Source organism: Capnocytophaga sputigena, assembly GCF_900446695.1.
In the GTDB taxonomy this organism is placed as follows: domain Bacteria; phylum Bacteroidota; class Bacteroidia; order Flavobacteriales; family Flavobacteriaceae; genus Capnocytophaga; species Capnocytophaga sputigena.
In genome coordinates, this window is the sequence record NZ_UAVP01000008.1 from 203209 (window position 1) to 229514 (window position 26306).

At 41.4% G+C, this 26306-nt stretch carries 21 protein-coding genes and 6 tRNA genes; 11 read left to right on the forward strand and 16 right to left on the reverse strand.

Annotated elements, in window-relative coordinates; all coding sequences use genetic code 11:
• The first annotated feature begins 4 nt into the window (after positions 1-4).
• Entirely contained in the window at positions 5-874 is an 870-nt protein-coding gene (locus tag DR017_RS07460; RefSeq protein WP_002677715.1) for a hypothetical protein, read from the forward strand.
• 102 nt (positions 875-976) lie between these two features.
• Positions 977-3472: a TonB-dependent receptor gene (locus DR017_RS07465; RefSeq protein ID WP_002677995.1), complete on the forward strand. Its 2496-nt coding sequence runs from the start codon at positions 977-979 to the stop codon at positions 3470-3472.
• Here the strand turns inward: DR017_RS07465 and DR017_RS07470 are convergent.
• Positions 3469-3882 (reverse strand): hypothetical protein, encoded by a 414-nt coding sequence (locus tag DR017_RS07470; protein WP_002677738.1) that lies wholly within the window; start codon positions 3880-3882, stop codon positions 3469-3471. The two genes, DR017_RS07465 and DR017_RS07470, sit on opposite strands and share 4 nt — an antisense overlap.
• A gap of 331 nt (positions 3883-4213) precedes the next feature.
• Here DR017_RS07470 and DR017_RS07475 point away from each other — a divergent pair, with 331 nt between their 5' ends.
• Genes DR017_RS07475 through DR017_RS07500 form a run of 6 tightly spaced genes read left to right on the forward strand, consistent with a single transcriptional unit; the run spans position 4214 to position 12747 of the window.
• Positions 4214-4786 (forward strand): restriction endonuclease subunit S, encoded by a 573-nt coding sequence (locus DR017_RS07475; RefSeq protein WP_002677766.1) that lies wholly within the window; start codon positions 4214-4216, stop codon positions 4784-4786.
• Positions 4773-6305, forward strand: a complete 1533-nt coding sequence (locus DR017_RS07480) for a type I restriction-modification system subunit M (protein ID WP_002677937.1) — start codon at positions 4773-4775, stop codon at positions 6303-6305. Before DR017_RS07475 ends, DR017_RS07480 begins: the two co-directional genes overlap by 14 nt.
• Positions 6305-7681, forward strand: a complete 1377-nt coding sequence (locus DR017_RS07485) for a Fic family protein (RefSeq protein WP_002677776.1) — start codon at positions 6305-6307, stop codon at positions 7679-7681. The genes DR017_RS07480 and DR017_RS07485 overlap by 1 nt, the downstream gene beginning before the upstream one ends.
• A complete protein-coding gene (locus tag DR017_RS07490) occupies positions 7678-8832 on the forward strand; it encodes a restriction endonuclease subunit S (RefSeq protein WP_002677669.1) in 1155 nt (384 codons plus the stop codon). The genes DR017_RS07485 and DR017_RS07490 overlap by 4 nt, the downstream gene beginning before the upstream one ends.
• A gap of 34 nt (positions 8833-8866) precedes the next feature.
• Positions 8867-12073: a type I restriction endonuclease subunit R gene (locus DR017_RS07495; RefSeq protein ID WP_002677996.1), complete on the forward strand. Its 3207-nt coding sequence runs from the start codon at positions 8867-8869 to the stop codon at positions 12071-12073.
• The gene (locus DR017_RS07500) at positions 12073-12747 is read left to right on the forward strand and encodes a M48 family metallopeptidase (protein ID WP_002677679.1); all 675 of its coding nucleotides are present in this window, start codon (positions 12073-12075) and stop codon (positions 12745-12747) included. The genes DR017_RS07495 and DR017_RS07500 overlap by 1 nt, the downstream gene beginning before the upstream one ends.
• A gap of 2 nt (positions 12748-12749) precedes the next feature.
• Here DR017_RS07500 and DR017_RS07505 read toward each other — a convergent pair whose 3' ends face one another.
• Both DR017_RS07505 and DR017_RS07510 read right to left on the reverse strand, forming a co-directional pair.
• Complete coding sequence (locus DR017_RS07505; RefSeq protein WP_002677806.1) at positions 12750-14051, reverse strand: hydroxymethylglutaryl-CoA reductase, degradative; 1302 nt, start codon at positions 14049-14051, stop codon at positions 12750-12752.
• A gap of 28 nt (positions 14052-14079) precedes the next feature.
• The gene (locus DR017_RS07510) at positions 14080-15273 is read right to left on the reverse strand and encodes a porin (RefSeq protein WP_002677784.1); all 1194 of its coding nucleotides are present in this window, start codon (positions 15271-15273) and stop codon (positions 14080-14082) included.
• A gap of 116 nt (positions 15274-15389) precedes the next feature.
• On the opposite strand from DR017_RS07510, the gene DR017_RS07515 reads away from it, so the two are divergent.
• On the forward strand, positions 15390-16070 hold the full coding sequence (locus DR017_RS07515) for a porin family protein (protein WP_002678003.1): 681 nt from the start codon (positions 15390-15392) through the stop codon (positions 16068-16070).
• Between the two features lie 287 nt (positions 16071-16357).
• A complete protein-coding gene (locus DR017_RS07520) occupies positions 16358-17035 on the forward strand; it encodes a porin family protein (protein ID WP_002677771.1) in 678 nt (225 codons plus the stop codon).
• A gap of 156 nt (positions 17036-17191) precedes the next feature.
• Here DR017_RS07520 and DR017_RS07525 read toward each other — a convergent pair.
• The 12 genes from DR017_RS07525 to DR017_RS07580 all read right to left on the reverse strand — a co-directional run bounded on the left by DR017_RS07525 (position 17192) and on the right by DR017_RS07580 (position 23478).
• Positions 17192-17264, reverse strand: a tRNA-Phe gene (locus tag DR017_RS07525).
• A 102-nt stretch (positions 17265-17366) separates the two neighbouring features.
• The gene (fbp, locus tag DR017_RS07530) at positions 17367-18392 is read right to left on the reverse strand and encodes a class 1 fructose-bisphosphatase (RefSeq protein WP_002677768.1); all 1026 of its coding nucleotides are present in this window, start codon (positions 18390-18392) and stop codon (positions 17367-17369) included.
• A gap of 74 nt (positions 18393-18466) precedes the next feature.
• Positions 18467-19183 carry a pyridoxine 5'-phosphate synthase gene (locus DR017_RS07535; protein WP_002677911.1) on the reverse strand — a complete coding sequence of 239 codons (717 nt, stop codon included), beginning with the start codon at positions 19181-19183 and terminating at the stop codon, positions 18467-18469.
• A gap of 11 nt (positions 19184-19194) precedes the next feature.
• Complete coding sequence (locus DR017_RS07540; RefSeq protein ID WP_002677694.1) at positions 19195-19698, reverse strand: hypothetical protein; 504 nt, start codon at positions 19696-19698, stop codon at positions 19195-19197.
• Positions 19699-19711: 13 nt separating this feature from the next.
• Positions 19712-19951 carry a NifU family protein gene (locus DR017_RS07545; protein WP_172458402.1) on the reverse strand — a complete coding sequence of 80 codons (240 nt, stop codon included), beginning with the start codon at positions 19949-19951 and terminating at the stop codon, positions 19712-19714.
• Positions 19952-20003: 52 nt separating this feature from the next.
• Positions 20004-21125, reverse strand: a complete 1122-nt coding sequence (locus DR017_RS07550; RefSeq protein ID WP_002677756.1) for an Mrp/NBP35 family ATP-binding protein — start codon at positions 21123-21125, stop codon at positions 20004-20006.
• A gap of 582 nt (positions 21126-21707) precedes the next feature.
• Positions 21708-21778, reverse strand: a tRNA-Trp gene (locus tag DR017_RS07555).
• Between the two features lie 74 nt (positions 21779-21852).
• Positions 21853-23040: an elongation factor Tu gene (gene tuf / locus DR017_RS07560; RefSeq protein ID WP_002677857.1), complete on the reverse strand. Its 1188-nt coding sequence runs from the start codon at positions 23038-23040 to the stop codon at positions 21853-21855.
• Positions 23041-23105: 65 nt separating this feature from the next.
• Positions 23106-23177 (reverse strand) — tRNA-Thr (locus DR017_RS07565).
• Between the two features lie 12 nt (positions 23178-23189).
• Positions 23190-23262, reverse strand: a tRNA-Gly gene (locus tag DR017_RS07570).
• 22 nt (positions 23263-23284) lie between these two features.
• Positions 23285-23366 (reverse strand) — tRNA-Tyr (locus DR017_RS07575).
• A gap of 38 nt (positions 23367-23404) precedes the next feature.
• Positions 23405-23478, reverse strand: a tRNA-Thr gene (locus tag DR017_RS07580).
• A gap of 96 nt (positions 23479-23574) precedes the next feature.
• On the opposite strand from DR017_RS07580, the gene DR017_RS14110 reads away from it, so the two are divergent.
• Complete coding sequence (locus DR017_RS14110; protein WP_157753327.1) at positions 23575-23925, forward strand: hypothetical protein; 351 nt, start codon at positions 23575-23577, stop codon at positions 23923-23925.
• Here DR017_RS14110 and DR017_RS07595 read toward each other — a convergent pair.
• On the reverse strand, positions 23917-26202 hold the full coding sequence (locus tag DR017_RS07595) for a glycoside hydrolase family 3 N-terminal domain-containing protein (RefSeq protein WP_002677986.1): 2286 nt from the start codon (positions 26200-26202) through the stop codon (positions 23917-23919). The genes DR017_RS14110 and DR017_RS07595 overlap by 9 nt on opposite strands.
• Positions 26203-26306 lie beyond the last annotated feature (104 nt).

A 26306-nucleotide genomic window follows, 5' to 3' on the forward strand; every position in this document is an offset into this window, starting at 1 on the left:
GCTTATGAAAAACTTATTTTACTTACTATTACTCTGTTCTTGTGCTATAATGGCACAAGAACAGAAATATATATTCTTGGATAGCCTTACCGCTCATTATCAAGTAAAACACTATACATTACGCCCTCATTCTTTTTATGAAGGAAAAGTGATTGAGATGTATAATGTATTCAATCAGGGAGTTTTCTTTGGCTATAATTATTTAACCCTCATCTCGGTATTACCTGATATGAACAATGCTAACTCTTGGGTAGAAGTCTCCAAGGAAGAAGTCGAAAAAGCTGTTGTTAAGATAGAAGAAGTTCGCAGAAGTAATAAAAATAAATTCTTAAACTCCTTCTCTTTAGTAAAAAAAGAAGACGACAAGTATTATAAAGCGAGATGCTGTTTAGTAGAAGTTTTTCAGTTGATGGATTATTCTTCAAAAGTACACTTGAACGATAGTAACATCATCAATACAAAACAAGATTTTGTCACTTATGCTGAGTTAAAAAAAGAATTGAGCAAAGGAAAACATATTAGTAAATATGCTCAGCCAATGGAAGATAAAGAATCTTTCTTGGATAGTTGTTTTGAAAGTATTTACCTATCGGGTACAGAAAAACGCGGCAAAGATACTGTTTATCTGTTTTGGACATTCACTGCTTGGAATAATCGCTCGGGGTTAGAGGCTTATCATCGTGGTATTGACCGCTTTGCTTATATAGAGGGCAAGGGCATTGTAGCGGGAAGTTATGATTTTTTGTTTGACACTCAAAGTCCGCGTCACTCACATAACAGTGAATCTACTATAAAGAAAGAAGTAGGTAGAGAGTTACTTTGGGCTGAAGAACTCAAAAAAGAATGGGCTGAAAAAGAAAAGGCTAAAAAATAAGGTAGTGATTAAATTTCACTGCCTTTTTTCTTGCTATATTTAAAATTTTCTCTATTTTTGCACGCTGTAATAAAATAGAATAATTTTAAATAGTAATTTTATATGAAACGTATCTTTCTGTTATTAACCTTTTTAGGTGTTAACATTCACTATATTTTTGCTCAACAAACCGATGTAAGAGGGCGCGTAACCGATGAAAACAAACAGCCGCTCGTAGGGGTTACTGTACTACTCGAAGGCACTAACAATGGTGTTACCACCAATGAAGCTGGGTTTTACAACCTCCACCACGTACCCGTTGGCAAACAAACTATTGTATTTAGTTACATTGGCTTTCAATCGCTGAAAATACGCGCCGATATCAGTCCTAATCCCAGTGGTACGCACACGCACCTCGATGTACAACTCAGCGAAGAACTCACCGCCTTGCAAGAAGTAGAAGTAGTTGGCAGAAAGGAAAGTAGCTATAAAAACACCAATTCCTTTATAGGTACCAAAACAGCTGCCGCTCTAAAAGACGTCCCTCAGTCGGTGGGGTATGTTACCAAAGAGCTCATTTTAGACCAAGGTGCTACTACCGTAAATGAGGTAGTAAAAAATATCAGTGGGGTAAACCAATACACTTCCTACAACGATTTTTCAATACGCGGATTTCGTGCGACAGGCAACCGCAATTCAGGGAATTTGCTCAATGGGATGCGTGCCCAAACGAGCTTGTGGAAACAATCGTCATTGGCTAATATCGAGCGCGTAGAAGTGATCAAAGGGCCTGCTTCGGCACTCTTTGGCAATGCTGCCCCTGGAGGTGTGATCAATAGGGTAACCAAAAAACCTCTTCTAAAAAACCAGAACAGTATCTCGGTAGGCGTGGGCAGCTGGAATACTCTCAAAACCTACGGTGACTTCACCGGTCCGCTCAACCCTAAGAAAACCCTTTTATACCGCCTCAATTTAGGCTATGAAAAAACCGATTCTTTCCGCGATTTGCAGGGCTCTGAAAGCTATATCGTCGCCCCTTCATTTTCTTATCTTCCTAACGACAAAACCCGCGTGAATGTTGATTTTGTCTATCAGAATTTCAATGGCAAAATAGACCGCGGACAAGCCTTTCCTGCCAATGGTACGCTCTACGATACCCCCATCAGTATGTCGATGAGCGCTGCTAACGACTTCCTTAAGGAAAATACTCTCAACACTACTATCGGACTCTCTCATAAGTTCAACGAGCATATTTCGTTTAATGCTATCTACCTCAACTCTACTTATAGCGAAGATATGCAAGAACACACCCAAGCCAACTTATACTATAAGCAAATAGGCAATGGTGCCAACGCTTTCCGCTATGCCGACCCTAACAAGGTGCTGATGCTTTTCAACCAGCGTAAGCGCTCGTTTGCGAACAATAGTTTTAACAACTACTTCAACTTCACTTTCAACACAGGCATTGTAAAACACAAGCTGCTCGTGGGTTACGACTATTTCCTATCGGAACAGAAATACGGTTCTTCGGGCACTACTGCTCAGGGGTATTTGAGCAAGGACAAAACCAAAGTAGTGAATACCTATACCACCACCGCCAACGTGTTGGCAGGTTCAGTAGAAACTCCTACTACCAATGTGCCAGTGTTCGATTTAGAAAATCGTTCGGCGGGTAATAGCTATAAAGACATTAGCAAGTATATCTACCGCCAAAATGTGCTCAATCCGTATGAGGAATATTCTCACGGCGTATATGTGCAAGAGCAAATGGACATCAGCATTGTGAAAGTGCTCGTAGGGTTGCGACAAGAATGGTTTACCGAAATCCTCAACAAAGGCACTGATAAAGAGACCCAACGCGAAACCAAAGCCTTTATACCACGTGTTGGATTGGTGGTGGAAGCCTCCGAAAACATCAACCTCTATTCCACTTGGGTAAAAGGATTCCAACCTCAAGGAGCGAACATACAGTCCGACCCCGAGCGCTATGGAGGTCCGTTTGATTATGTGAAAAGTGAGTTACACGAAATAGGGCTCAAAACTGAATGGTTCAACAAGCGGTTGAATGCTACTATTTCGGTATTTAAAATAAAGCAAGAGAACTCGTTAGAGCAAAGTGCTAAAACAGGCAAACCCGATTGGCGTGTACCTGTAGACGAAGAATCGAATGGTTTTGAAGTAGATGTCGCCGGACGTATCGCCCCCAACTGGAGTGTAGTGGCGAACTACGCCTATACCGATGCTCGTATCGTAAAACTAAAAGAAGAAGGTGCGCTAAAAGACCTGAATATGCAACGCCCCAGCACACCCCGTCACGCTGCTAATTTCTGGACGAAATACATTATCCAAAAAGGTGCTTTAGAAGGTTTGGGATTAGGCGTAGGAGTGAATTATGTAAGTGAGCGTTTAGGGCAAGTAGGGCGTCGTGCTACGGCTGCCACCTACCCCGAATACACCTTAGTAAACGCTGTACTCTACTACAAAGTGAAAGATGTACAGTTCCAAGTAAATGTAAACAACGTGCTCAACCGCACCTATTGGATTAGTGGTTACGATAACCTCCGCAACTTCCCTGGTGCCCCACGCAATGTAAATGCTACCGTTACTTACAATTTTTAGAAGAGTTTTCTATACCAAGTGCTAACATCTTTGCGAATTGCTTGGTAATTATCATAAATGAGCAGAGCTAATTCAAACTCTGCTCTTTTATTATAACTTTTATTGACTGTAAAATAGCCGCAAAACTTCCCCGAAGCATCTACTACTATAGGAGGTTTAGAGGCAAAATCATTCCACGGACTCAAACTATTCATAGGGTTGCCATAGGTACCAAAATGATTCCATATAGACATCGAACTATTAGCCGACCCGTACTTACCCAAGTCATTCCATATAGAATTGCTGTCAGTTTTACTACAATTCAAGCATCCCAAATAAACATCGTGATTGCTTCCACCATATAAATGCAATTTCTGTGCGCTTACAGCAGAGACTAACAACAAAAAAATAAACAAGATAGGGGTTTTCATAGTGTATGACATTTTTTTGCCTACAAAATTAGTAAAAATAGCTCAAACATTGAAAACTCTCAATAGATTTTTTATACCTTAGACATTTTTTTACTTCTAACACTTAACTGAATTTTAAATTATGCTTATTCCAAATCCTATATTCTTTAACAATCCATTGAAAATCAAATAGATTTTAAACTTTTATTATTTAATTATTAGGTGGTTTTTTTCATACCAAATTCTTCTTAAAAAAATATTTTGAAAAAATCTACAATAAAAATTTGCGTAATTAAATTATTTGTTATTACTTTGCGCCCTGAAAATACAATTGTAGAAATTTTCAAATTATATGAAGGCTTTAAAAGAATTAAGTAAAATACAATTTGGTTGTTATGATAGTGCGCTCCCCAAGGGAGAGATCTTATACTTACAGCTCAAAAACTTTGATGAAAACAATCAATTCTTGGGGAATGTAGATGCTTTTGTTAAAGAAGATGAGAAGTATACTAAAAATCTCCTTTTAGCTAACGATATCTTATTACCCTCTAAAGGGAACCGAATTTTCGCCACTTTGTTTCAAGCACAATGGGGCAAAGCAGTAGCTTCCTCTATATTTTATGTGTTAAGAGTCGATACTTCTATTGTATTGCCTACTTATTTGGTAGCTATTCTCAATTTACCTCAATACCAGCAACAATTATGGCAAATGGGAGGAGGTAGTAATATTTTTTCACTAAGGAAAAAAGAGTTAGAAGATTTGCAAATTCCGCTTCCTTCTTTTGAAGTACAGCAACAAATAGCTACTTTTAACCTGCTATTTCAGCAAAAAAACATTTTAAGACAACAAATTATAAAAAAAGAACGCCAATTACATCAGGCTATTATTCAACAATTAACAAATAGTAACTATGGAAGAAAATAAAATAACTCGCGATACTATCAATGCTATCGTATGGAAAGCTTGTGATACCCTGCGCCCTGTAATGGGAAGTGGGCAATATAAAGACTACATTCTCACGCTCTTGTTCGTGAAATATCTTTCGGATGTAAGAAAAGAAAAAATAGAAAGTTACCGCGAAAAATACAATGGCGATGAGGCTATGGTGAGTCGACAATTGCAAAAAGATCGCTTTATCATTCCTGAAAAAAGCACTTTTGACTATTTATACGACCATCGCAACGAGCCCAATTTAGGCGAAATTATAGACATAGGACTTACCGCTTTAGAAGAAGCCAATCGCAGCAAGCTAACTAATGTATTCCGCAGTATATCTTTCAATTCCGAAGCTGTTTTTGGTCCTACCAAGCAACGCAACGAGATACTCAAAAAACTGCTTACTGACTTCCTCAATTTAGACCTTAAACCCTCACATCTTGCAGGCAACGATGTGATAGGCGACAGTTACGAATACCTCATCGCTCACTTTGCTGGCGAAGCAGGTAAAAAAGCAGGCGAGTTTTACACCCCTGCCGAAGTGAGTACCCTTTTGGCTAAATTGGTAGCCCCTAAGGCAGGCGACCGCATTGCCGACCCTGCTTGTGGTTCGGGTTCGCTCCTGATAAAAGTAGCTAAAGAAGTACAAGGCAAAAACTATTCACTTTACGGGCAGGAAAACAACGGTAGCACTTGGGCGTTGTGCCTGATGAATATGTTCTTACACGAACAAGATGCGGCAAACATCACTTGGGGCGACACCCTCAACCACCCCCAACTCATAGAGAATGATGCGCTGATGAAATTTGATGTAGTGGTAGCCAATCCGCCGTTTTCTTTAGATAAATGGGGTGTAGAAAATGCAGCTTCCGACCCTTACCAGCGTTTTCATCGCGGTATTCCCCCTAAAACTAAAGGAGATTATGCCTTTATTAGCCATATGATTGAAACCACCCATGAGACTAACGGACGAGTAGGAGTAATTGTGCCTCATGGGGTACTCTTCCGCGGAAGTTCGGAGAAAACCATTAGGCAACAACTCATTGAGGAAAACCTATTAGAGGCGGTAATAGGTTTGCCTGCCAACCTATTCTACGGCACCAGTATTCCGGCGGCTATCCTGATTTTCAACCGAGCAAAAGGAGCTAATACCGATGTGCTTTTCATAGATGCGAGCAAGGCTTACGAAAGTGGCAAGAACCAAAACCATTTGCGCGATGAGGACATTAGCCATATTGTTTCGGTATATCAGAACTACAAAAAAGCTAAGCCCATTAACGCTGAAAAAGGCAGTGTAATAGAAGAACGTTTTGCCTATCGCGCTACACTAGCAGAGATAGAAGCCAATGACTACAACCTGAACATTCCGCGCTATGTAGATACTTTTGAGCCAGAAACTTTGGTAGACATAGCTACTGTACATAGCGAGCTGGGGCAACTAAAACAAGAGCTCAGCGAAGTAGAGCAACAAATAGAACGATATTTAAAAGAACTAAACCTTGTGTAATGACAACAGATATTTTAAACTATATAGACCAACTTTCGGCTACCTACAATAGCCTACTCCCTATGAGCCCTGAAAACCAGCGCCGATGGGATAAAAAAGTGCGTTTGGAGTTCAATTATAATTCTAATCATATAGAGGGAAATACACTCACTTATGGAGAAACTGAATTGCTATTGCTCTTTGATGAAACCCACGGCAGTCGCCCAATGAGGGATTACGAAGAGATGAAAGCACACGATGTAGCTTTCCAAAAAATAAAAGAATGGGCTACCGATACCGAGACTCCTCTTACCGAACAGGAGATTAAAAATCTCAACCAAATTATTCTGGTACAGCCTTTTTGGAAAAACGCTATTACCCCTGATGGGCAACCCACCCGCCGACAAATAACAGTAGGCAACTACAAAACACAGCCCAACTCGGTACGCTTGCCCAATGGAGAATTGTTTGAATACACAGCCCCACAAGAAGTACCTATAAAAATGCAAGAACTTATGGAGTGGTATCGCGATGAGCAAACCACTTTACATCCTGTAACCCTTGCAGCTATGTTTCATTACAAATTTGTGTGTATTCACCCTTTTGACGATGGTAACGGGCGTGTATCGCGTTTGCTAATGAATTACGTACTTTTAGCACATAAGCTGCCCCCAGTGGTTATTAAATCTAGCGACAAACAAAACTATTTGCACGCGCTCCACTTAGCTGACACAGGGCAATACGAAGCCTTTATACGCTATATAGCAGAACAAGTAGTGAGTAGCTTGGAAATGGCAATAAAAGCAGCCAAAGGCGAAAGTATAGAAGAACCCGATGATTTAGACAAAGAAATCGCACTTGTCGCTCGACAGCTACAACACCAAGAGACTTACAAAACCCCCCAACAAGTGCTAAACGTTTTTCACTGGGCACAGCAAAAGCTCCTTGCCCCTTGTGAAGCTGTATTACAAAAGTTTGACAAGCTTTTTCAGGAGAAGAAAAGAGTTAGAAAAGTAAATCATAAGGACGTTGAAGAAGAAAACAGAAATAGTTTACTTGAAGTTCTAACTGCCTCTGTTCCTAAAATTGCCAAACAACTCAACAATCCCATAAAAAAGGAAAATGTTTATGGTATAGACCCTTATACTACAGATATATATAACATTACTCTCCAATACTATTTATATGGTAGTGCTTATGCAAGGGATAGTTCTGTTGTGAATTGCATTTTTTATATTTCATTTGAAAAGAATTCATATACTATAGAAATAGAGGTAATGAATGATTATCTCTTCAAAAAAAGCTATCCTTATAGCACTTTTCCAGATGATGAGAGTATAAGCGTTTTACCCCAACAATTAGGCAAGGAACTATTAGCAAAAGTAAAAAAAGTATGATAACAAATATACCCAAACATTGGAAAATAAAGAAGTTAGGAGAGATAGCTAATATTAGTTCAGGGACAACACCTTTTAGAAAGAATCCATTATTTTACGATAATGCTGATATACCTTGGGTGAAAACAACCGACTTGAATAATAGTTATATTACCACAACAGAAGAAAAAGTTAGTATGTATGCTTTAAACAATACATCTTTACGGCTGTACCCAACAAACACTGTTTTAGTAGCAATGTATGGAGGTTTTAACCAAATAGGACGGACAGGAAAATTAGCTATGGAAGCAACTATTAACCAAGCTCTTTCTGCCTTAGTTTTAAAAAACGATGATGTAAATTCTGATTATTTACTTTTTTGGCTAAATACGAATGTTGAAAAATGGAAGAGATTTGCAGGAAGTAGTAGAAAAGACCCTAATATAAATGGAAAGGATGTTGCTGAGTTTTCTATATTAATTCCCCCTTTAAAAGAGCAAGAAAAGATAGCCGAGATGCTACTTACTTGTGATAAAGCCATTCGCCTTACCACTCAAATTATCACCCAGCTAAAACAACGCAACCAAGGGCTTGCTCAACAGTTGCTAACAGGAGAGAAAAGAGTAAAAGGTTTTGAGAACAGTGTATGGAAAGAGGTGAGACTGGGAGAGCTTTTAGACTATGAGCAACCTACTAATTATCTTGTTAAAAATACTGATTATAGTAATGAATATAAAATTCCTGTGCTTACGGCTGGAAAAACATTCATTTTAGGTTATACCAATGAAAAAGAAGGAATATGTACAAATATCCCTTTAATTCTATTTGATGATTTTACAACAGATTCAAGATATATTGATTTTCCTTTTAAAGTAAAATCATCAGCTGTAAAGCTATTAAAAACAAAGAAAAATGTAAATCTTAGGTTTATTTTTGAAGCTATGAAACTTATAAAATATGCTATTGGAGGACACGAACGTCATTGGATTTCAAAATACGCTTTTTTAACTATCTTTGTACCTTCATTTAAAGAGCAAAATGCTATTGCTCAAATTCTTGATACTGCCCATCAAGAGCTCAAACTATACGAACAAAAGCTACAACTCTTGCAAGCACAAAAGAAAACACTAATGCAAAAGTTGCTTACTGGAGAAGTTTTGACCCTTGCCTAATCTCTTAATTAACAAATCAACAAATAAAAGACCTATGCACTACCGAGAAGAAATCATATCGCAAATACCTGCTTTACAACTCCTGATAAATATGGGCTATCAATACCTGTCGCCTGAAGAAGCTTTGGCTATGCGCGGTAATAAGTACAGCAATGTGCTTTTAGAGCCTATTCTCAAGGCGCAACTTGCCAAGATAAACCGTATTCACTACCGCGGGAAAGACTATGCTTTTTCGGAAGAGAATATCAATGCAGGAGTAGTAGCCCTCAAAGAACTTCGTACTCACGAGGGGTTTATGGGGGTAAACCAACAGGTGTATGACCTGCTTACATTGGGCAAAACCTTTGAGCAAACCATTGGCAGTAGCAAGAAAAGTTATTCTTTTAGGTATATCGATTGGGAATGCCCCGAGAACAACGTCTATCACGTAAGCGAAGAGTTTGCCGTAACACGCACTGCCCGCAACGATCATTATCGCCCTGATATTGTATTGTTTATCAACGGCATCCCGATAGTAGTCATAGAGTGCAAAAGCAATGTGATTAAAAATCCTATTACCGAGGCTATTTCGCAGCACTTGCGCAACCAGAAAGACGATGGTATACGCGAGCTGTACCAATATTCGCAACTGTTATTGGCTTTAGCGGTAAATAGTGCAAGTTATGCCACTACCGCCACCCCACTAAAATACTGGCAAGTATGGTGCGAACTCTTCGGCGATCGTTTGGCTGAAAACAAGGCAAATCAGCAACTGAAATCCCTTAAAAACCGTCCGCTTCCTGTCGATGAACAGAGTGCGCTCTTTGCCCATCGCTACCAAAGTACGCAATACTTTTTTCGTCAGCAAGCAACAGAAGAGGTACTACTCACCGAGCAAGACCTCACGCTTTATTACCTTTGCAGGAAAGAGCGCTTGCTACGGCTTATACAACACTACACTATTTTTGACAATCACATCAAAAAGATAGCCCGCTATCAGCAGTTTTTTGCAGTAGAAGACACTTTGGCAAAAGTAAAACACATAGAAGACGGCAAGCGCTTAGGCGGGGTCATCTGGCACACTCAAGGCAGTGGAAAATCGCTTACTATGGTAATGCTGGCACAACTTTTAGCTGCCGACAAGAGCATTAAACACCCCAAAATACTATTAGTAACCGACCGTACTGACCTCGATGAGCAAATAAGTAAAACTTTCAAAAAGTGTAATCTACCTGTGGAGAAAGCTGCTACAGGTACAAAACTTACTGAGCTACTAAAAGAGCATACCGATAAGGTGATTACCACTACCATTCACAAGTTTGAAACCGTAGTAAGTCAGCTAAACAAAGCCCTCACCTCTTCAGAAATATTTGTGCTGATAGACGAAGCCCACCGCACCCAATACGGCAGGTTAGGGGTGAAAATGCAACAAGTATTTCCCAAAGCTTGTTTTATAGCTTTCACGGGTACCCCCCTGATGAAAAAAGAGAAGAACACAGCTGCTAAGTTCGGTGGCATCATCGGTACCCCCTACACTATTACCGATGCGGTAGCCGATGGAGCTATTGTTCCTATCTTATATGAAGGTAGGCATAATCTTTTCGACCTAAACGAAAAGCCTTTAGATAACTATTTTGACCGTGTGAGTGAACCCCTTAGTGATTACGGCAAAGCCCATCTAAAACGCAAAGCAAACAGCATTGCACAGCTCAATCGCGCCGACCAGATTATTCAGGCGCGCGCTTGGGATATAGCAGAACACTTTAAGAAAAACGTACAAAACGAAGGTTTTAAAGCAATGTTAGTAACCCCAAGCAAAACCGCTGCTATAGACTACCGCAACTATTTAATGAAAGAGTGCAAACTCGACTGTGAAGTACTTATCTCGGCTCCAGACACACGAGAGAACAACGAAGATAGTTTTGAAGAAAACGAATATAAAGTAGGCTCTTTCTACAAAGCAATGATGGACAAATACGGGTCATCTAAAAAATATGAAGACAGCCTAATTGATAGTTTTCGAGACAAAGAACAGCCCGAACTGCTGATAGTAGTCGATAAGCTCCTCACAGGTTTTGACGCCCCTATCGTAAAGGTAATGTACCTCACCCGTAGCCTGAAAGAGCATACCCTTTTGCAAGCTATAGCCCGTGTAAACCGAGTGAAAGAAGGAAAAGATTACGGGCTTGTCATAGATTATTACGGCAATTTGGAAAACCTCGACAAAGCCATTGAAATGTATGGCTCTTGGGAAGATTTTGAGGCAGACGACCTCAAGGGAACTGTTACCAATGCTGCTAAAGAAATTGAAAAGCTACCGCAACTACACTCGCAGTTGTGGGATATTTTCAAAACCGTAAAAAACAAATATGACACCGAAGCCTATGCCGAACTATTATCCGACAAAGAAAAGCGAGAAACGTTTTACGAACGGCTCTCCCTCTTTGCGCGTATGCTGAAGTTAGCCCTTTCGTTAGTGAGTTTTGATACAGAAGAAAATGCGCCGACTATAGAGCGTTATCAAAAAGATTTGAAGTTTTTCCTCGCATTGCGCACCGATGTAGCACGTCGTTATTTTGACACGATTGATTACACCGAATACGAAAAGCAAATACAAAAACTGATTGATAAACACATTATTACCGATGGGGATTTTCTACAAATCACTGAAAAGATAGATTTGTTTGACAAAGAAGAACGCGATAAAGCATTAGAGCAGCTAACAGGACACGCCTCTAAAGCCGACCATATCGCTTCGCGCACTGTGAAAGCCATCAGTATAAAAATGGATGAAGACCCTATTTTTTATCAAAAACTCTCCACCCTCATCAGGCAAACCATTGAAGCTTATCGACAAAAACGCATAGACGAATTGGAGTATTTCAACAGAGTAAGAGATTATGAAAACCAGTTTTTTGAAGGAACACAATCCAATTTGCCAGAGGCTTTGATAGGAAATAAAAAAGCTACTGCTTTCTACAACCTCTTAGGCGAACATCTCAAAACCCTTGACCCCTTGCCTCATACTGCCCAAAAAGTAGAATGGGCTTTGCAGTTAGATTTACTTATCAACCACATTATCTACGAAGAGGGTAGCCCTATAGTAGATTGGCAACAAAACAGTTTATTGGTAAACGAGATAGCACAAACTATAGATGATTTTTTCTATCAGCTAAAACAACAGCAGGGGGTAGAAATCCCTTTTGATATAGTAGATACTATTATAGAAGAAATCGTAAAAGTAAGTAAACAAATAGGATAATGAGCACCCACTACGAACTTTATTATACTGATAGAAAAACCTTAGGTATAAAGGTCTATCCTGATACTTCGGTAAAGGTATTTGCCCCTATAGACACAGATTTACCTATAATAGAACAGTTTTTGAAGGCCAAACGCAAATGGATAGAGAAACAGCAAAGAAGCTTTCAAACCTATTTACCTAAAACCCCTGCGCGCCAATACATAGGAGGAGAAAGCTTCTTATATCTCGGTAAACAATATATGCTAAAGATAGAACCTTCTACGGCTGAAGAGGTGAAGCTTTATCAAGGGAGATTGGTAGTAAAAACACTCAATCCTGATGCTACACATATAAAAAAGCTCTTGCAACAATGGTATATTGCAAGAGCTACTATCTTATTTAACAAGCTTTTTGAAGAACAATTTTATTTATTTAAAAGGTTCGGATTAGAAAAACCTATATTACAAATAAAAAAGATGGAGAAGCGATGGGGAAGTTGTACTCCTCAGCAGAAAATAATCTTAAACCCAGAACTCATCAAAGCTCCTATAGTTTGTATAAATTATGTGATACTACACGAATTGTGTCATTTAGTACATCACAATCACAGCAAATCCTTCTACCGGTTATTAGAAAACTTTATGCCAGATTGGCAAAAATACAAACAGCTTTTAGAAACTAAAATGGCGTAACACTATCCCCTGATTTTCTTCAACGCCTCGGCTACTTCACTATGGCTCACTGTTTTATCTTTGAAATAAGCAGTGAGCTGTTGTTTTTCTTCGTCGGTAGCACCTAATTGATTAAAAATATTATTGAGGTGCATTTTCATATGTCCTTTTTGGATACCCAAACTGATGAGCGAACTCACTGCCGAAAAATTCTGTGCTAAACCTACACAAGCTACGATTTGCATCAGCTCGCGAGCATTGGGTTTTTCGAGGATTTCGAGGGCTGTTTTCACCAAGGGGTGAAGCGTGGTAAGTCCGCCTACAGTACCCAAAGCCAAAGGCAATTCCAGTGCAAAATGAAAAGTGTCGCCCTCTATCCAAGCGTTGGAAAGACTCTTGTAATTGCCTGAACGCGCTGCATAGGCGTGTGCTCCTGCCTCAATCGCGCGAAAGTCATTACCGGTGGCTAAAATCACCGAGTCGATGCCGTTCATTATACCTTTGTTGTGAGTGGTGGCGCGGTATACATCGGCGTTGGCAATAGCGAGCGCTTGCACGAATTTTTTGGCGGCTGCCATTCCTTTGAGGTGGGCTATCTCCAATTCGTCTACAGGGCAATGCACTTCGGCACGCACCAAGCAGTTAGGCACATAATTAGAGAGTATAGACATCACAATTTCGTACTGCCCACGGATAGTTGCCTCTTTTTCGGCTTCTTCTCTAAAGGTCTCGGCAAACGATTCCAAACACGAGTTGATGAAGTTAGCCCCCATCGCATCTAAGGTTTCAAAAGTAGCTGACAGCTGATAGTAATCCGCTAATGCTTCAGTTTTATCTACCAAAGTAAGGGAAGTAATGCCCCCGCCACGTTTTTCCATATTGGCGGTGATAGGTTTGGCATTGGCGAGCATCAAAGGCTGTACGCGGGCAAAAAAGGCTTCTAAATGCGCTTTTCCACCGTAGAAAAAGAAGTGCACGTGTCCTGTTTTTTCGGTAGAGAGCACCGTAGTATGGAAGCCTCCCCTACCCTGCCAGAACTTCGCTGCACGGCTGGCAGCTGCCACCACCGAGCTTTCCTCAATTGCCATAGGCACCGTATAGGTACGCCCATTGATGAGGAAGTTAGGCGCTACTGCAAAAGGCAAGTAGTAATTCGTAATCGTATTTTCGATGAACTCGTCGTGGCGTTTTTGAAGTTCAGCATCGGGGTTATGGTATTTTTCAAAGAAAGCTGCTGCGTTCTCTACCTCAGGAAAATAAGTGTCGCAAAGCCATTGAATTTTCTCGGCTTTGGTAAGTTTAGAAAAACCGTTGATTTGTTTCATTTCTATGTGTTAGGGGTTAGTGGGGGTACTAATGACTACTTTTTAAAATCGGTAATGTATAGTAAGCACCGATTGCAATGCGGTGTAGTTGTTCATCTTTTAGATGTAAGGCTTTGTCGTAGCTGAGGGTATTCCCCACGTAGGCTACGTAAAAGCGGAGGTCTTGTCCTTGTATGGGAGCGTATTGAGCGGCGGCGAAGTATATCCAGTTGGTGCGCAACTGCTCACTGAGGCGCTGGGTACTCCCCGCTAACTCAATCCCCGCCTTAGCCGATAGACTCCAGCGGTCGGTAAGTTGATAGTCGTAGCGCGATACAGCACGTTTGTAGACTACATCTTTCTGCATCAAGAAATTATCTTTAGCCAAACCATCGTAGGCGCTGAGGAGTTTTGAAGCTGTAAGTCCGTAATCGGCAGCCATATAGGTATAACTGAGGTCGAGATAAACCGTATGTTTGCCACTTTTATACCAATTCCCCAAAGCTACGGAGTGAGTGAGGTAGTTGGCAGCGTATTGCGATAGGTTATAGGAGTAGCGCAATTTGAGTTTGCCGTCGAGCAAATCGGCATTCCAATAGAGGTACATCCCGATAGGTGCTTTGGAAGCCGTAAAATCGCCCGCTACAAAGCCGTTGTTTTTCAAATGAGTAGCGAATTTAGCATTTATTGTGTTGTGCAACTGTACGCCTACTTTCTGGCGCTCGTTGAGTTTATAGCCCAAAGCGAGTCCTGAAAGGAAGACATTGTTGTAGACCCCATTTAGGTAATCGGTGAAAATATATTCGTAGATAGGGTTGATTTCTTTTTCAAAAGCCCCAAAAGCAGCGAGCTGTTTGCCCACCGTTACATCCCACTGACGCATTGCGCCAAAACGATAGGTAATAAAAGCGTAGTCTAAGGCAGTAGTTCCACCGTCCTGAGAAGTTTCGGTAAAGGGACGATTAGGACGGAATCGCACGCGGTAGAAGAGATCATCGTTGAAATCACCTTGCAGATTGATGCGCGCATTGTCAATCACAAAATGAGTGCTATTTTTAGAGGCATCGTTATAATTATCACTCACACCTCCCCCTCTGAAAAACAAATCGATGTTTAGTTTTTTGGCAAAAGCCGGAAGTGTGGGAGGAGGAGTTGGCTTTTCTATTGCCAAAGTATCAGCCTCTTGAGCGATAGCAAATATAGTGGTTAAGGTTGTTAATAGCGTGAAAAAACGTCTTTTCATAAAAGAAAAATTAATATATTGGGGCAAAGATAAGGATAATTAGCTAATTAGCAAATTTATAGATTTGCCGATTTGGCAATTATTTATTACCTTTGTCCTTATTAATAGCTAAATTTATGAACCGAATGAAATTATTAGCAATGACATTCCTCTGGGGAATCGTTGCACAAGCACAAATAAAATGGGGTGTAGAAGCCAAAGCAGGGATTACCGCAGGCGGTCTTTACGGAGTTTCATCGCCTGAGTGGGTAATGGAAAGCGCTTCGGGATTGCAAATAGGCGGATTGTTGAGCGCTCAGTTTGACAATGGCATTGCGATAGAATCGGGATTGGTATATGCCTCCAAAAACTTTAAACACGAGTATAGTTACGGTGGAGGCTATTACAAATCTGACGGTAGCTATATGCGCAAGCAAGTTTTTAATCATCATTATTTGGAAATTCCGCTCTATGTAGGTTTTCGCCTTAGAGCGCGACATATTACTTTTGTGTGGAAAGCTGGACCATATATCGCAACGGCTTTGGCTGCCAATGTACGCGAAGAACAATCGGTGTATAAGGATAGTAGGTTTTTGCACATCAACAAAAGTAAATACTCATTGAGCATTGGCAATGGCAACAACGATGGGCTCAAGCCTTTTGATGCGGGGTTCAACTTTGCTACAGGTTTAGAAATCAAGCGCTTTACCATTGGTTTCCAATACTCAGTAGGTTTCATCGATATATTGCCTAACCCTAATGAAAACTATATGAAGCAGCAGTGTTTTGCTTTTTCGATAGGGGGAAGAATTCTTTAAAGAGACCATCTGGATTTTTTTATCTGTGAGGGCGTTTGCAAAACATTTTATCTGTGAGGGCGTTTGCAGCACATACCCAGCTATCGCTGGCTTTCCTACATAACACACTCTAAAAGTGATTGACTATCAAAGTAATCAACTTTGCCAAAGGTCGTAGCACGACAAGCAATTAAAACTTTGGCAAAGGTCGTAGCGACGCAAATACGATTGGAGAGCTTTAATTTGTGGTTTACAATTATTTTTGTAACTTTGTACCTTTAAATCATTAAACTTTAAAACATTATACAATGAAAAGAGCAAAATTATTTTTGGCAGCAGCCCTGCTTTTGGGGATGATAAGTCCTCTGCGCGCACAAGTGAAAATGGGATTAGAAGTAAAGGCAGGCTTGAACATTGCTGGTGTTTATTATTCAGACACTTATGACAGTAAAAGGTCGATCACTCCAGGATTTCACACAGGAGCTTTAGCAAGTGTAAATTTCCCTACAGGATTCTACCTTGAATCAGGATTATTGCTCACCACCAAAGGACATTCTTACAAGTATAAATACAAAGAAGACAAAGAGAGGTTCCTAAGTGAAAGACATTACAGCTACGGTTATTTAGAGATGCCTTTTTATGCGGGCTATCGCTTAAAGTTGCGAAAAGTAAACTTATTGTGGAAAGCAGGACCTTATGTAGCTGCTGCGTTGTGGGGTAATTCACGTGAAGAGTGGACGCACTACAAGAAGAAAAAAGTAATAGACCACACCGTAAGAAACAGTCATTCATTAATTATTGGCAACAGCAGCTCTGATGATTTACGCAGATTTGATGTAGGTTTCAACTTAGCTACAGGCGTAGAAATCAATCGTTTTACAGCGGGCATTCAATATGGAATAGGTTTCACCGATATACTTCCCAGCCACTCAGAAAGTACTTCTAATCAGGTATTCAGTATTTCGGTAGGGTACAGAATTTTTTAATAACAAACATACTTATACTTTGCCAAAGATACGAGCCGCACAAGCAATTAAGTACTTTGCAAAGTACTAAATAACAAAAGCCTCAGCGAATGCTGAGGCTTTTGCAATTCCTAATCCTTAAAAATATGAAAAATTTCCTCTATGAAGAAGATCTCGTGGTACCTCCAGGAATCGAACCAGGGACACAAGGATTTTCAGTCCTTTGCTCTACCAACTGAGCTAAGGTACCAGTTGTTTTATCATTACGGCTGCAAAAGTAGTACTATTTTTGAAACTTGCAAAATATTTTGTGAATATTTTGCAAGTTTTTTATCATATTTTTTATAACTCACTAATAATCAAGTTTATCATTTGGATATTTTGCCATAAATTCTTCTACCTTTTTCACCATATTTTCTGATCCGCAGAAGAAAGGTACTCTTTGGTGGAGTTCTGTAGGGCGGATATCCATAATGCGTGTGTAGCCATCGGAGGCTTTACCACCTGCTTGTTCGGTGAGAAATGCCATAGGGTTACATTCGTAGAGCAAGCGCAATTTACCGCGTGGCGTACGCGTTCCCGAAGGATAGATATAAATACCGCCTTTGAGCATATTGCGGTGAAAATCGGAGACTAAAGAGCCTATATAACGAGAAGTATAAGGGCGATTGCCTTCTAAGGCTTGGCAATATTTGAGATAATCCTTCACCCCTTGCGGAAAATGCACGTAATTTCCTTCGTTGATGGAGTAGATGGTACCATCTTTAGGGTACTGCATATTAGGGTGAGAGAGGTAGTAAGTACCGATAGAGGGGTCAAGAGTGAAGCCATTTACCCCGTGACCAGTGGTATAGACAAGCATTGTAGAGAGTCCATAGACCACATAGCCTGCTGCGACTTGCTTGTTGCCCTCTTGGAGAAAGTCTTCTAATTGCACAGGAGTCCCTACTGGAGTTACGCGTCTATAGATAGAGAAGATAGTGCCTACAGTTACATTTACATCGGCGTTGCTAGAACCATCGAGTGGATCGATGAGTACTACATACTTGCTGTTAGGACTGTTCTCGGAAGAGGCAATGGGAATGAAAAACTCGTTTTCTTCGGAAGCAATGCCACATACTACATCACGCTGGGTAAGGGCACGGATAAAGAGGTCGTTAGCGAAAACGTCTAACTTTTTCTGTACCTCACCTTGTACGTTTTCTTGCCCCATATCGCCCAAGATGTCGTCTACTAATCCCGCTTTGTTTACTTCGCGGTTTACTAGTTTAGAGGCTAATTTAATCGCACTCAGCAAACGTGAGAGCTCGCCAGTTGAATGTTGGAAGTCCTTCTGATTTTGGATGATGAACTCCCCTAAAGTAAGATGTGTTTTCATTTTGTTGATATGTTAATGTATTAGTTTCTTAATTTAGTGCGAGCTCTATGAAATTTTGCTAATTAGCTAATTTACTAATCTGCTAATTTATTTAGGTATAGCTGGATTACATTCTCTAAACCTAAATAAAGAGCCTCGCAAATAAGCGCGTGACCAATGGAGACTTCTAAGAGGTTAGGTATTTGCTCTTTGAAGTATTTTAGATTATCGAGGCTCAAATCGTGACCAGCATTAAGTCCTAAGCCTACTTTTTGAGCTTCTAAAGCTGCTTTTACATAAGGTTCTACGGCAGTTTTGTTCCCAAGGGCGTACTGGCTGGCATAGCCTTCGGTATAGAGTTCTACACGATCAGTACCGGTAGCAGCGGCGGCAGTTACCATTGCCTCAACAGGGTCTACAAATAGTGAGGTACGAATGCCATTGCGTTTGAACTCGGTTACTACTTCAGTTAAAAAATCTTTGTGTTTAATGGTGTCCCAACCGGCATTAGAGGTGATCGCATCTTCGGCATCGGGAACAAGGGTAACTTGGGTAGGTTTGACTTGCAATACCAAGTCGATAAATTTAGGGATGGGATTTCCTTCGATATTGTATTCGGTAGTTACTACTTTTAGCAAATCGAAGGCATCTTGATAGCGGATGTGACGTTCATCGGGGCGAGGGTGGATAGTAACACCTTCAGCTCCAAAACGTTGTACATCTTTGGCTACTTGTAATACATCGGGCATATTGCCACCGCGTGCATTGCGCAAAGTAGCTATTTTATTGATATTTACACTTAATTTTGTCATTAATTCTGTTTTTAAGGGGTTGTAGTTTCTACTTCCTCTCCTCGCTCATCGGCTTCTACCTCTTGACGAAGGATAGAATCTTGTCTGTTAGGGGTTACCCTATAGGCTTTAGGGTCGTATTTAGGATCGGAGATATTGAAACTGGCGGTGTCCTTATCGCGTTGAGGCTTCAGGTCACCTACGAGTACTTTTTTGATAGACGCCAAATACTTGTCGTTATCTTGGATTTTTTGCTCTAAGGAATCTACTTTGAAGAGCAGACTGAGAGTTTCGCGTTTGTTTTCGACGGCAGTATAGCCTAAAATATACTGGCGCAGAGGGGAATAGATAATCAGTACTGTAGTGAGAGCGATGAGCACAAAGGCAAAGAGAGAACCAAATACAAAGATATTGAGCCGACTCAAGCGGAAGGAAGTTTTTTCCTCGTAGGTACTGTCGTCCATTACTATCAAGCGGTATTTGCTCAACCACTTGCGTTTCCAATATTCTTTTCTTGATTCTTTATTCGCTGCCATTGTCGCTAATTCATTATTCTACACTGATTACTTTTTCTATTTGAGGCACATACTCTTTGATAGTCATTTCTACTCCGCTTCTAAGCGTAAGTTGATTGACAGAGCAGTTGGTGCAAGTGCCTTCTAAACGCACTTTGACGATTTTTCCATCTTCGATATCAACCAAAGTAATATCGCCGCCATCATTTTGCAAATAGGGGCGTATTTTATCTAAGGCTTTGATAACTTCATTTCTAAGTTCTTCCATTTTTATTAGGTAACAGGTATGTTGTTGTCTGTTTAATTATTAATTGTTGTTTTTATTATTAATTAGTACTGCATCCTGCGGTAGTGGTGATTCGGATTGCTTCGGAGGGAGGTAGTGTTTCGTTGCGTTCTACGACACTTTTCACGACCTCTTGAGCTAAGGTACGGAAGGCGTTTGCTTGAGGAGTGCCGTCTTGTAGCACTGTGGGGCGACCTTCGTCACCTGCTTCGCGTATGCCTTGTACTAAAGGAATTTCGCCTAAGAAAGGTACGTTCAAATCGGCAGCGAGGTTTTTAGCACCTTCTTTTCCAAAGATGTAATACTTATTGTTAGGCAACTCTTCTGGGGTGAAATAAGCCATATTTTCTACAATCCCCAACACAGGCACGTTGATATTTTCTTGTTCGAACATCGCTACTCCACGGCGGGCATCGGCGAGGGCTATTTTTTGAGGGGTGCTCACTACTACTGCTCCCGTAATAGGCAATGCTTGCATAATACTCAAGTGAATATCGCCCGTTCCTGGAGGAAGGTCGATAAGGAGGAAATCGAGTTCTCCCCAGTAGGATTCAAAAATGAGTTGGTTAAGTGCTTTAGAAGCCATAGGTCCACGCCATATTACTGCTTGATTAGCATTGGTAAAGAATCCGATAGAGAGGATTTTCACGCCGTAGTTTTCGATAGGCTGGATGAACGATTTGCCATTGATAGCCACCGATTGAGGTCGGTTACCTGCTACATCGAACATTATGGGGATAGAGGGTCCATAGACATCGGCATCGAGGACACCTACTTTGAAGCCCATTTTGGCGAGAGCGGCAGCCAAGTTGGCAGTTACAGTGCTCTTCCCTACCCCACCTTTACCAGAGGCAACAGCGATAACATTTTGGATACCAGGAATGGGTTTTCCTTTGATTTCAGGCACTTCGGGGGCGATGACTTTCACATTTACCACTACTTTGGCTTTTTCGTGAACTTCGCCGTGAATGGCTTTCATTATTTCGACTTCGGTGCGTTTTTTGGCTTGCAAACTAGGATTGTTGATAACTACATCTACTACTACTTCGTCGCCAAATACTACTATATTTTGGACAGCGCCGCTATCGACCATATTTTTTCCTTCACCAGGAGCGGTAATTTTGCGAAGCGCTTCTAATACATCTTTTTTTTGAATGTTCATTTGTTATTTTTAGTTAAGAGATAAGAGGTAAGAATTTGTCACGCTCTTATTTTTATTTTTTTAATTCTGCTTTATAGTCAAATAAATTAAATTACGAATAAATAGCTTATTTTTAGAGAGGTTTCCAAGAGGGCGTTTGCAAGAGGGCGTTTGCAGCACATACTCAGCTACCGCTGGCTTTCCTACATAACATACTCTAAAAGTAATTGATTACCTAAGTAATCACCTTTGGCAAAAGTTTTTAGACTTTGGCAAAGTGTAGCGGCTCAAAATTTAGAAACCGATTTTGATAGACTATGGTGATTCTTATTTGAAAGGCAAAGATATAACTTTTTTATTTATTATCAAAACATTTAGTGGTTTTTAGGTGAGGTGTGAGGTGCACAGGCAGGTGGTGGGGTGCGAGCCGCACGGGCAGATGGTGGGGTGCGAGCCGCACGGGCTGATGGTGGGTGCGGTGGGTGCGAGCCGCACGGGCTGATGATGGGAGGGATGGGAATGGTGGGAATAGTGGGAGGGGTGAAAAAGGAAAAACTTTGTCAGAGTTTGGGGACTTTGACAAAGTTTATTGGATTTTTATTGCACGGGTGGAGGGATTCGAACCCCCATCAACGGTTTTGGAGACCGCTATTCTACCCTTGAACTACACCCGTATTTTAAAAAAGTTTTGAGTTTTTAGAACCCAAAACTTTTTTGTATGATTGTTAACTTAATTCTAAGTTAGAAATTAGTCAAGGATTTCAGTTACTTGACCAGCACCTACTGTACGACCACCTTCGCGGATAGCGAAGCGAAGACCTACGTTAAGAGCGATAGGTTGCAACAATTCTACTTCGATAGTTACGTTATCACCTGGCATAACCATATCAACACCTGGTTGCAAGTGGATAGTACCGGTTACGTCGGTAGTACGTACGTAGAATTGAGGACGGTAGTTGTTGTGGAATGGAGTGTGACGACCACCTTCTTCTTTAGAAAGGATATACACCTCAGCTTTGAATTTAGCGTGTGGAGTTACAGAACCTGGTTTGCAGATTACCATACCACGTTTGATATCTTTTTTGTCGATACCACGGAGCAACAAACCTACGTTGTCACCAGCTTCACCACGGTCGAGGATTTTGCGGAACATTTCAACCCCAGTAATAGTAGAGGTCAATTTTTCAGCACCCATACCGATGATTTCAACAGCTTCACCTGTTTTAGCAACACCAGTTTCGATACGACCTGTAGCCACAGTACCACGACCAGTGATAGTGAACACGTCTTCGATAGGCATCAAGAAAGGTTTATCGATGTCACGAGTAGGAAGTTCGATGTAGTTATCAACAGCGTCCATAAGGGCGAGTACAGTATCAACCCATTTTTTCTCACCGTTAAGAGCTCCAAGAGCAGAACCTTGAACGATAGGAGTGTTATCACCATCGTATTGGTAAGAGCTCAAAAGTTCGCGCATTTCGAGTTCAACAAGCTCTAACAATTCAGGGTCATCCACCATATCAACTTTGTTCATAAACACAACGATACGAGGGATACCTACTTGGCGACCCAAAAGGATGTGCTCACGAGTTTGAGGCATAGGACCATCGGTAGCAGCAACTACGAGGATAGCGCCGTCCATTTGGGCAGCACCAGTAATCATATTTTTTACGTAGTCGGCGTGACCAGGACAGTCAACGTGTGCGTAGTGACGTGTAGCTGTTTGATATTCTACGTGAGAGGTATTGATAGTAATACCACGTTCTTTTTCTTCTGGAGCGTTGTCGATAGAATCGAAGCTACGAGCTTCTGAAAGACCAGCGTCAGCTAATACTTTAGTAATAGCGGCTGTCAAAGTAGTTTTACCGTGGTCTACGTGTCCAATTGTACCAATATTCAAGTGGGGTTTGGAACGATCAAATGTTTCTTTTGCCATTTTAAATAAATTTTAAATCTTAGTTATATAAATGAGTGTTTGATGTGTGTACAAAAGATAATATGAGCTGATGACGAGATTTGAACTCGTGACCTCTTCCTTACCAAGGAAGTGCTCTACCCCTGAGCTACATCAGCATACACGAAAAGAGCGGGAGACGAGGTTCGAACTCGCGACATTCAGCTTGGAAGGCTGACGCTCTACCAACTGAGCTACTCCCGCAAAAAAAATAAAAATATGACAGTGGGGAGAACAGGATTCGAACCTGTGAAGGTAAAACCAGCAGATTTACAGTCTGCCCTCGTTGGCCGCTTGAGTATCTCCCCGAGAAATTTTAAACTATTAAAATATGTACTTTATTTTGAGCCGGCAGAGGGATTCGAACCCACGACCCCGAGATTACAAATCACGTGCTCTGGCCAACTGAGCTATGCCGGCGTTTTTGTCTTACAGAGCGCAAAAGTATAACAAATTTTGAAACCTCCAAAATTTTTGAGAGTTTTTTTTATGATTTTTGATAAAATATTTTTTAAAATGTTGAAAATCAAATGGGTTTTAATGAAGGTGGTGGGAGCGGTGGGAGCAGTGGGAACTATGGGAGGTGTAGGAGTGGTGGGAGTGGTGGGAGCGGTGGGAGCGGTGGGAGGTGCGAGCTGCACGGGCGATTTGTGGGTGGTGGGAGTTGCACGGGTTGTAGGGTGGTGGGAGTTCTCAGAGAGACTCGGAGAGGCTCGGACGTGCGAACCGCACGGGCAGTTTGTGGGGATTATGGGAAGTGCGAGTTGCAAAGATGGTCTTATAAAAAACTTTGCCAAAGGTGTAGCTGTGAAGCTATTAAAACCTTTGGCAAAGTTTAGCAATAATGAAAGAAAAAATCTATTTTAGTTCGAAATCTTTTTCGTTGCTGTTGTCGGCGGAGTGTTGAGCTACCCAGAGTTTGAAAGCACCGGGTTCGGTTACTTTTTTCAAATCGGCGTTGTAGAAGGCTAAAAGGTCTTCGGTAATTTCAAACTGTACTTGCTTGCTTTCGCTGGCTTTGAGTGCGACTTTTTGGAAACCTTTGAGCTCTTTGACTGGACGGGTTACGCTACCCACCAAATCGCGAATGTACAATTGCACTACTATTTCACCATCGCGCTTGCCGGTATTGGCTACTTGGGCTGTAACAGTGAGTTTGCCTCCTTTGTTGAGGGTGGCACTGCTGAGCTGTACATTACTAATATTAAAGGTGGTGTAACTCAATCCGTAACCAAATGGATAAAGCGGTGTGATAGGTGAATCCTCATATTTAGAACGATAATCACCCATTGGGTTATTAGGATCTACGGGACGACCAGTGGCTTTTTGGTTGTAATACACAGGCACTTGACCTACATTGCGAGGAAAACTCATTACCAAACGCCCTGAAGGGTTGTACTTGCCTGCTAATACATCAGCGATGCCATAACCTGACTGGGTACCAGGGAACCACACTTGCAAAATAGCATCAGCTAATTCACTCTCTTCACTGAGATCGAGCGGACGACCACTATACACCAATAATACTATAGGTTTGCCTGCTTGTTTGAGCGCGCGTAACAATTCACGTTGAGGAGCGCGCAAACGTATATCGGTGAGACAAGCAGATTCACCAGACCAGTTATAATCTTCACCTAAGGCTACCACTGCTACATCGGCAGCGCGTGCTGTAGCTACTGCTTTGGCAATATCGGCAGAAGTTGTAGCGGTAAGCGTACAACCTTTGGCATAGCTGAACTGCACCTTACTATCTTTATACACTTCTTGCAATCCTTTGAAAAGAGAAGCGCTAAGTTCACGGTCGCCACGACCTTGCCATTCGCCATTTTGGTTGATAGAATCTTTTACCATAGGTCCTATGAGAGCTACCTTTTTCACCATATCGGGAGTGATAGGCAATACCTCAGCATTATTCTTGAGCAATACCACCGATTTAGTAACGGCTGTGCGTGCTACTTGCAAGAACTCCGGTTTCATAAGGGTTGCTTTGGCGCGGTTCTCATCGAGGAACTTGTAAGGGTCGTCAAACAAGCCTAATACGAATTTCATTTCCAAGATACGGCGTACAGCGGTGTTGATAGCTTCTTCTTTTACTTTGCCCTCTTCAACTGATTTTTTGAGATGCTTGATAAAGTTAGATCCCGTCATATCCATATCGATACCCGCATTGATAGCCAATTCGGCAGCGTGTTTGTTATCGGCAGCAATACCGTGAGGAATGAGTTCGTTGATACCAGTATAATCAGTTACTACAAAGCCTTTGAAGCCCCATTGCTTGCGGAGGATATCCGTCATTAGGTAGCGATTGGCAGTTGCAGGGATACCATTCACCTCGTTGAAGGAAGCCATTACTGTACCCACTCCTGCATCGATAGCTGCTTTATAAGGTGGGAGATAGACATTCCACAGAGTGTGTTGGGAGAGCTCGGCGGTGTTGTAGTCGCGACCTGACTCGGCAGCACCATAGGCAGCAAAGTGTTTTACGCACGCCAAAATAGTATTGGTTTTATTGAGCGAGTGCCAATCGGTGCCGCCTTGAAATCCTTGTACGCGAGCTTTAGCGATTTCACTTCCCAAGAAAGGGTCTTCGCCAGCACCTTCCATCACACGACCCCAGCGCGGATCGCGAGCAATATCTACCATAGGAGCAAACGTCCATTTGATACCATCGGCGGCAGCTTCTTCGGCAGCAATGGCAGCGGTTTGGCTCATTAGGTCTAAATCCCAAGAGCAGGCTTCGGCAAGCGACATAGGGAATATGGTTTTATAACCGTGAATCACGTCGTAACCAAAGAGGATAGGAATGCCTAAACGAGTTTTTTTGACAGCAATATCCTGCATTTTGCGCACACCAGGTACGGTAACAGCGTTGAACACACTGCCCACAAGACCTTTTTCGAGGTAAGGCTGAAAGTCATCGGACATTACGGGACCTGTAACATCCCAATCGGCAGCAAACTGAGTGAGCTGTCCGATTTTTTCTTCTAAGGTCATCAGTGCTAACAAAGAATCTACTTTGCGTTCGATGTTTTTATCGCCACTGAAAGACTCCCATTTCACGGGGGTGTTATCGTCGGTTTTTGACGAATTATTACAAGCTACTACAGCGAATAAGATAGTAGCGGCACAGATTAATTTCTTCATAAAACTTATTTTAAGATGAGTTCGCTATAAACTCACGAATTTACAAAAATTATATATTATGTGGGCGTATACCATACGTCCGGACATGATGTGAGGGCGTATAC

Bases quoted from the DNA above. Each gene is read 5' to 3' on its own strand.
- DR017_RS07460 (WP_002677715.1), top strand. From the start codon at position 5: ATGAAAAACTTATTTTACTTACTATTACTCTGTTCTTGTGCTATAATG.
- DR017_RS07465 (WP_002677995.1), top strand. From the start codon at position 977: ATGAAACGTATCTTTCTGTTATTAACCTTTTTAGGTGTTAACATTCAC.
- DR017_RS07470 (WP_002677738.1), bottom strand. From the start codon at position 3,882: ATGAAAACCCCTATCTTGTTTATTTTTTTGTTGTTAGTCTCTGCTGTA.
- DR017_RS07475 (WP_002677766.1), top strand. From the start codon at position 4,214: ATGAAGGCTTTAAAAGAATTAAGTAAAATACAATTTGGTTGTTATGAT.
- DR017_RS07480 (WP_002677937.1), top strand. From the start codon at position 4,773: ATGGAAGAAAATAAAATAACTCGCGATACTATCAATGCTATCGTATGG.
- DR017_RS07485 (WP_002677776.1), top strand. From the start codon at position 6,305: ATGACAACAGATATTTTAAACTATATAGACCAACTTTCGGCTACCTAC.
- DR017_RS07490 (WP_002677669.1), top strand. From the start codon at position 7,678: ATGATAACAAATATACCCAAACATTGGAAAATAAAGAAGTTAGGAGAG.
- DR017_RS07495 (WP_002677996.1), top strand. From the start codon at position 8,867: ATGCACTACCGAGAAGAAATCATATCGCAAATACCTGCTTTACAACTC.
- DR017_RS07500 (WP_002677679.1), top strand. From the start codon at position 12,073: ATGAGCACCCACTACGAACTTTATTATACTGATAGAAAAACCTTAGGT.
- DR017_RS07505 (WP_002677806.1), bottom strand. From the start codon at position 14,051: ATGAAACAAATCAACGGTTTTTCTAAACTTACCAAAGCCGAGAAAATT.
- DR017_RS07510 (WP_002677784.1), bottom strand. From the start codon at position 15,273: ATGAAAAGACGTTTTTTCACGCTATTAACAACCTTAACCACTATATTT.
- DR017_RS07515 (WP_002678003.1), top strand. From the start codon at position 15,390: ATGAACCGAATGAAATTATTAGCAATGACATTCCTCTGGGGAATCGTT.
- DR017_RS07520 (WP_002677771.1), top strand. From the start codon at position 16,358: ATGAAAAGAGCAAAATTATTTTTGGCAGCAGCCCTGCTTTTGGGGATG.
- fbp (WP_002677768.1), bottom strand. From the start codon at position 18,392: ATGAAAACACATCTTACTTTAGGGGAGTTCATCATCCAAAATCAGAAG.
- DR017_RS07535 (WP_002677911.1), bottom strand. From the start codon at position 19,183: ATGACAAAATTAAGTGTAAATATCAATAAAATAGCTACTTTGCGCAAT.
- DR017_RS07540 (WP_002677694.1), bottom strand. From the start codon at position 19,698: ATGGCAGCGAATAAAGAATCAAGAAAAGAATATTGGAAACGCAAGTGG.
- DR017_RS07550 (WP_002677756.1), bottom strand. From the start codon at position 21,125: ATGAACATTCAAAAAAAAGATGTATTAGAAGCGCTTCGCAAAATTACC.
- tuf (WP_002677857.1), bottom strand. From the start codon at position 23,040: ATGGCAAAAGAAACATTTGATCGTTCCAAACCCCACTTGAATATTGGT.
- DR017_RS14110 (WP_157753327.1), top strand. From the start codon at position 23,575: ATGTTGAAAATCAAATGGGTTTTAATGAAGGTGGTGGGAGCGGTGGGA.
- DR017_RS07595 (WP_002677986.1), bottom strand. From the start codon at position 26,202: ATGAAGAAATTAATCTGTGCCGCTACTATCTTATTCGCTGTAGTAGCT.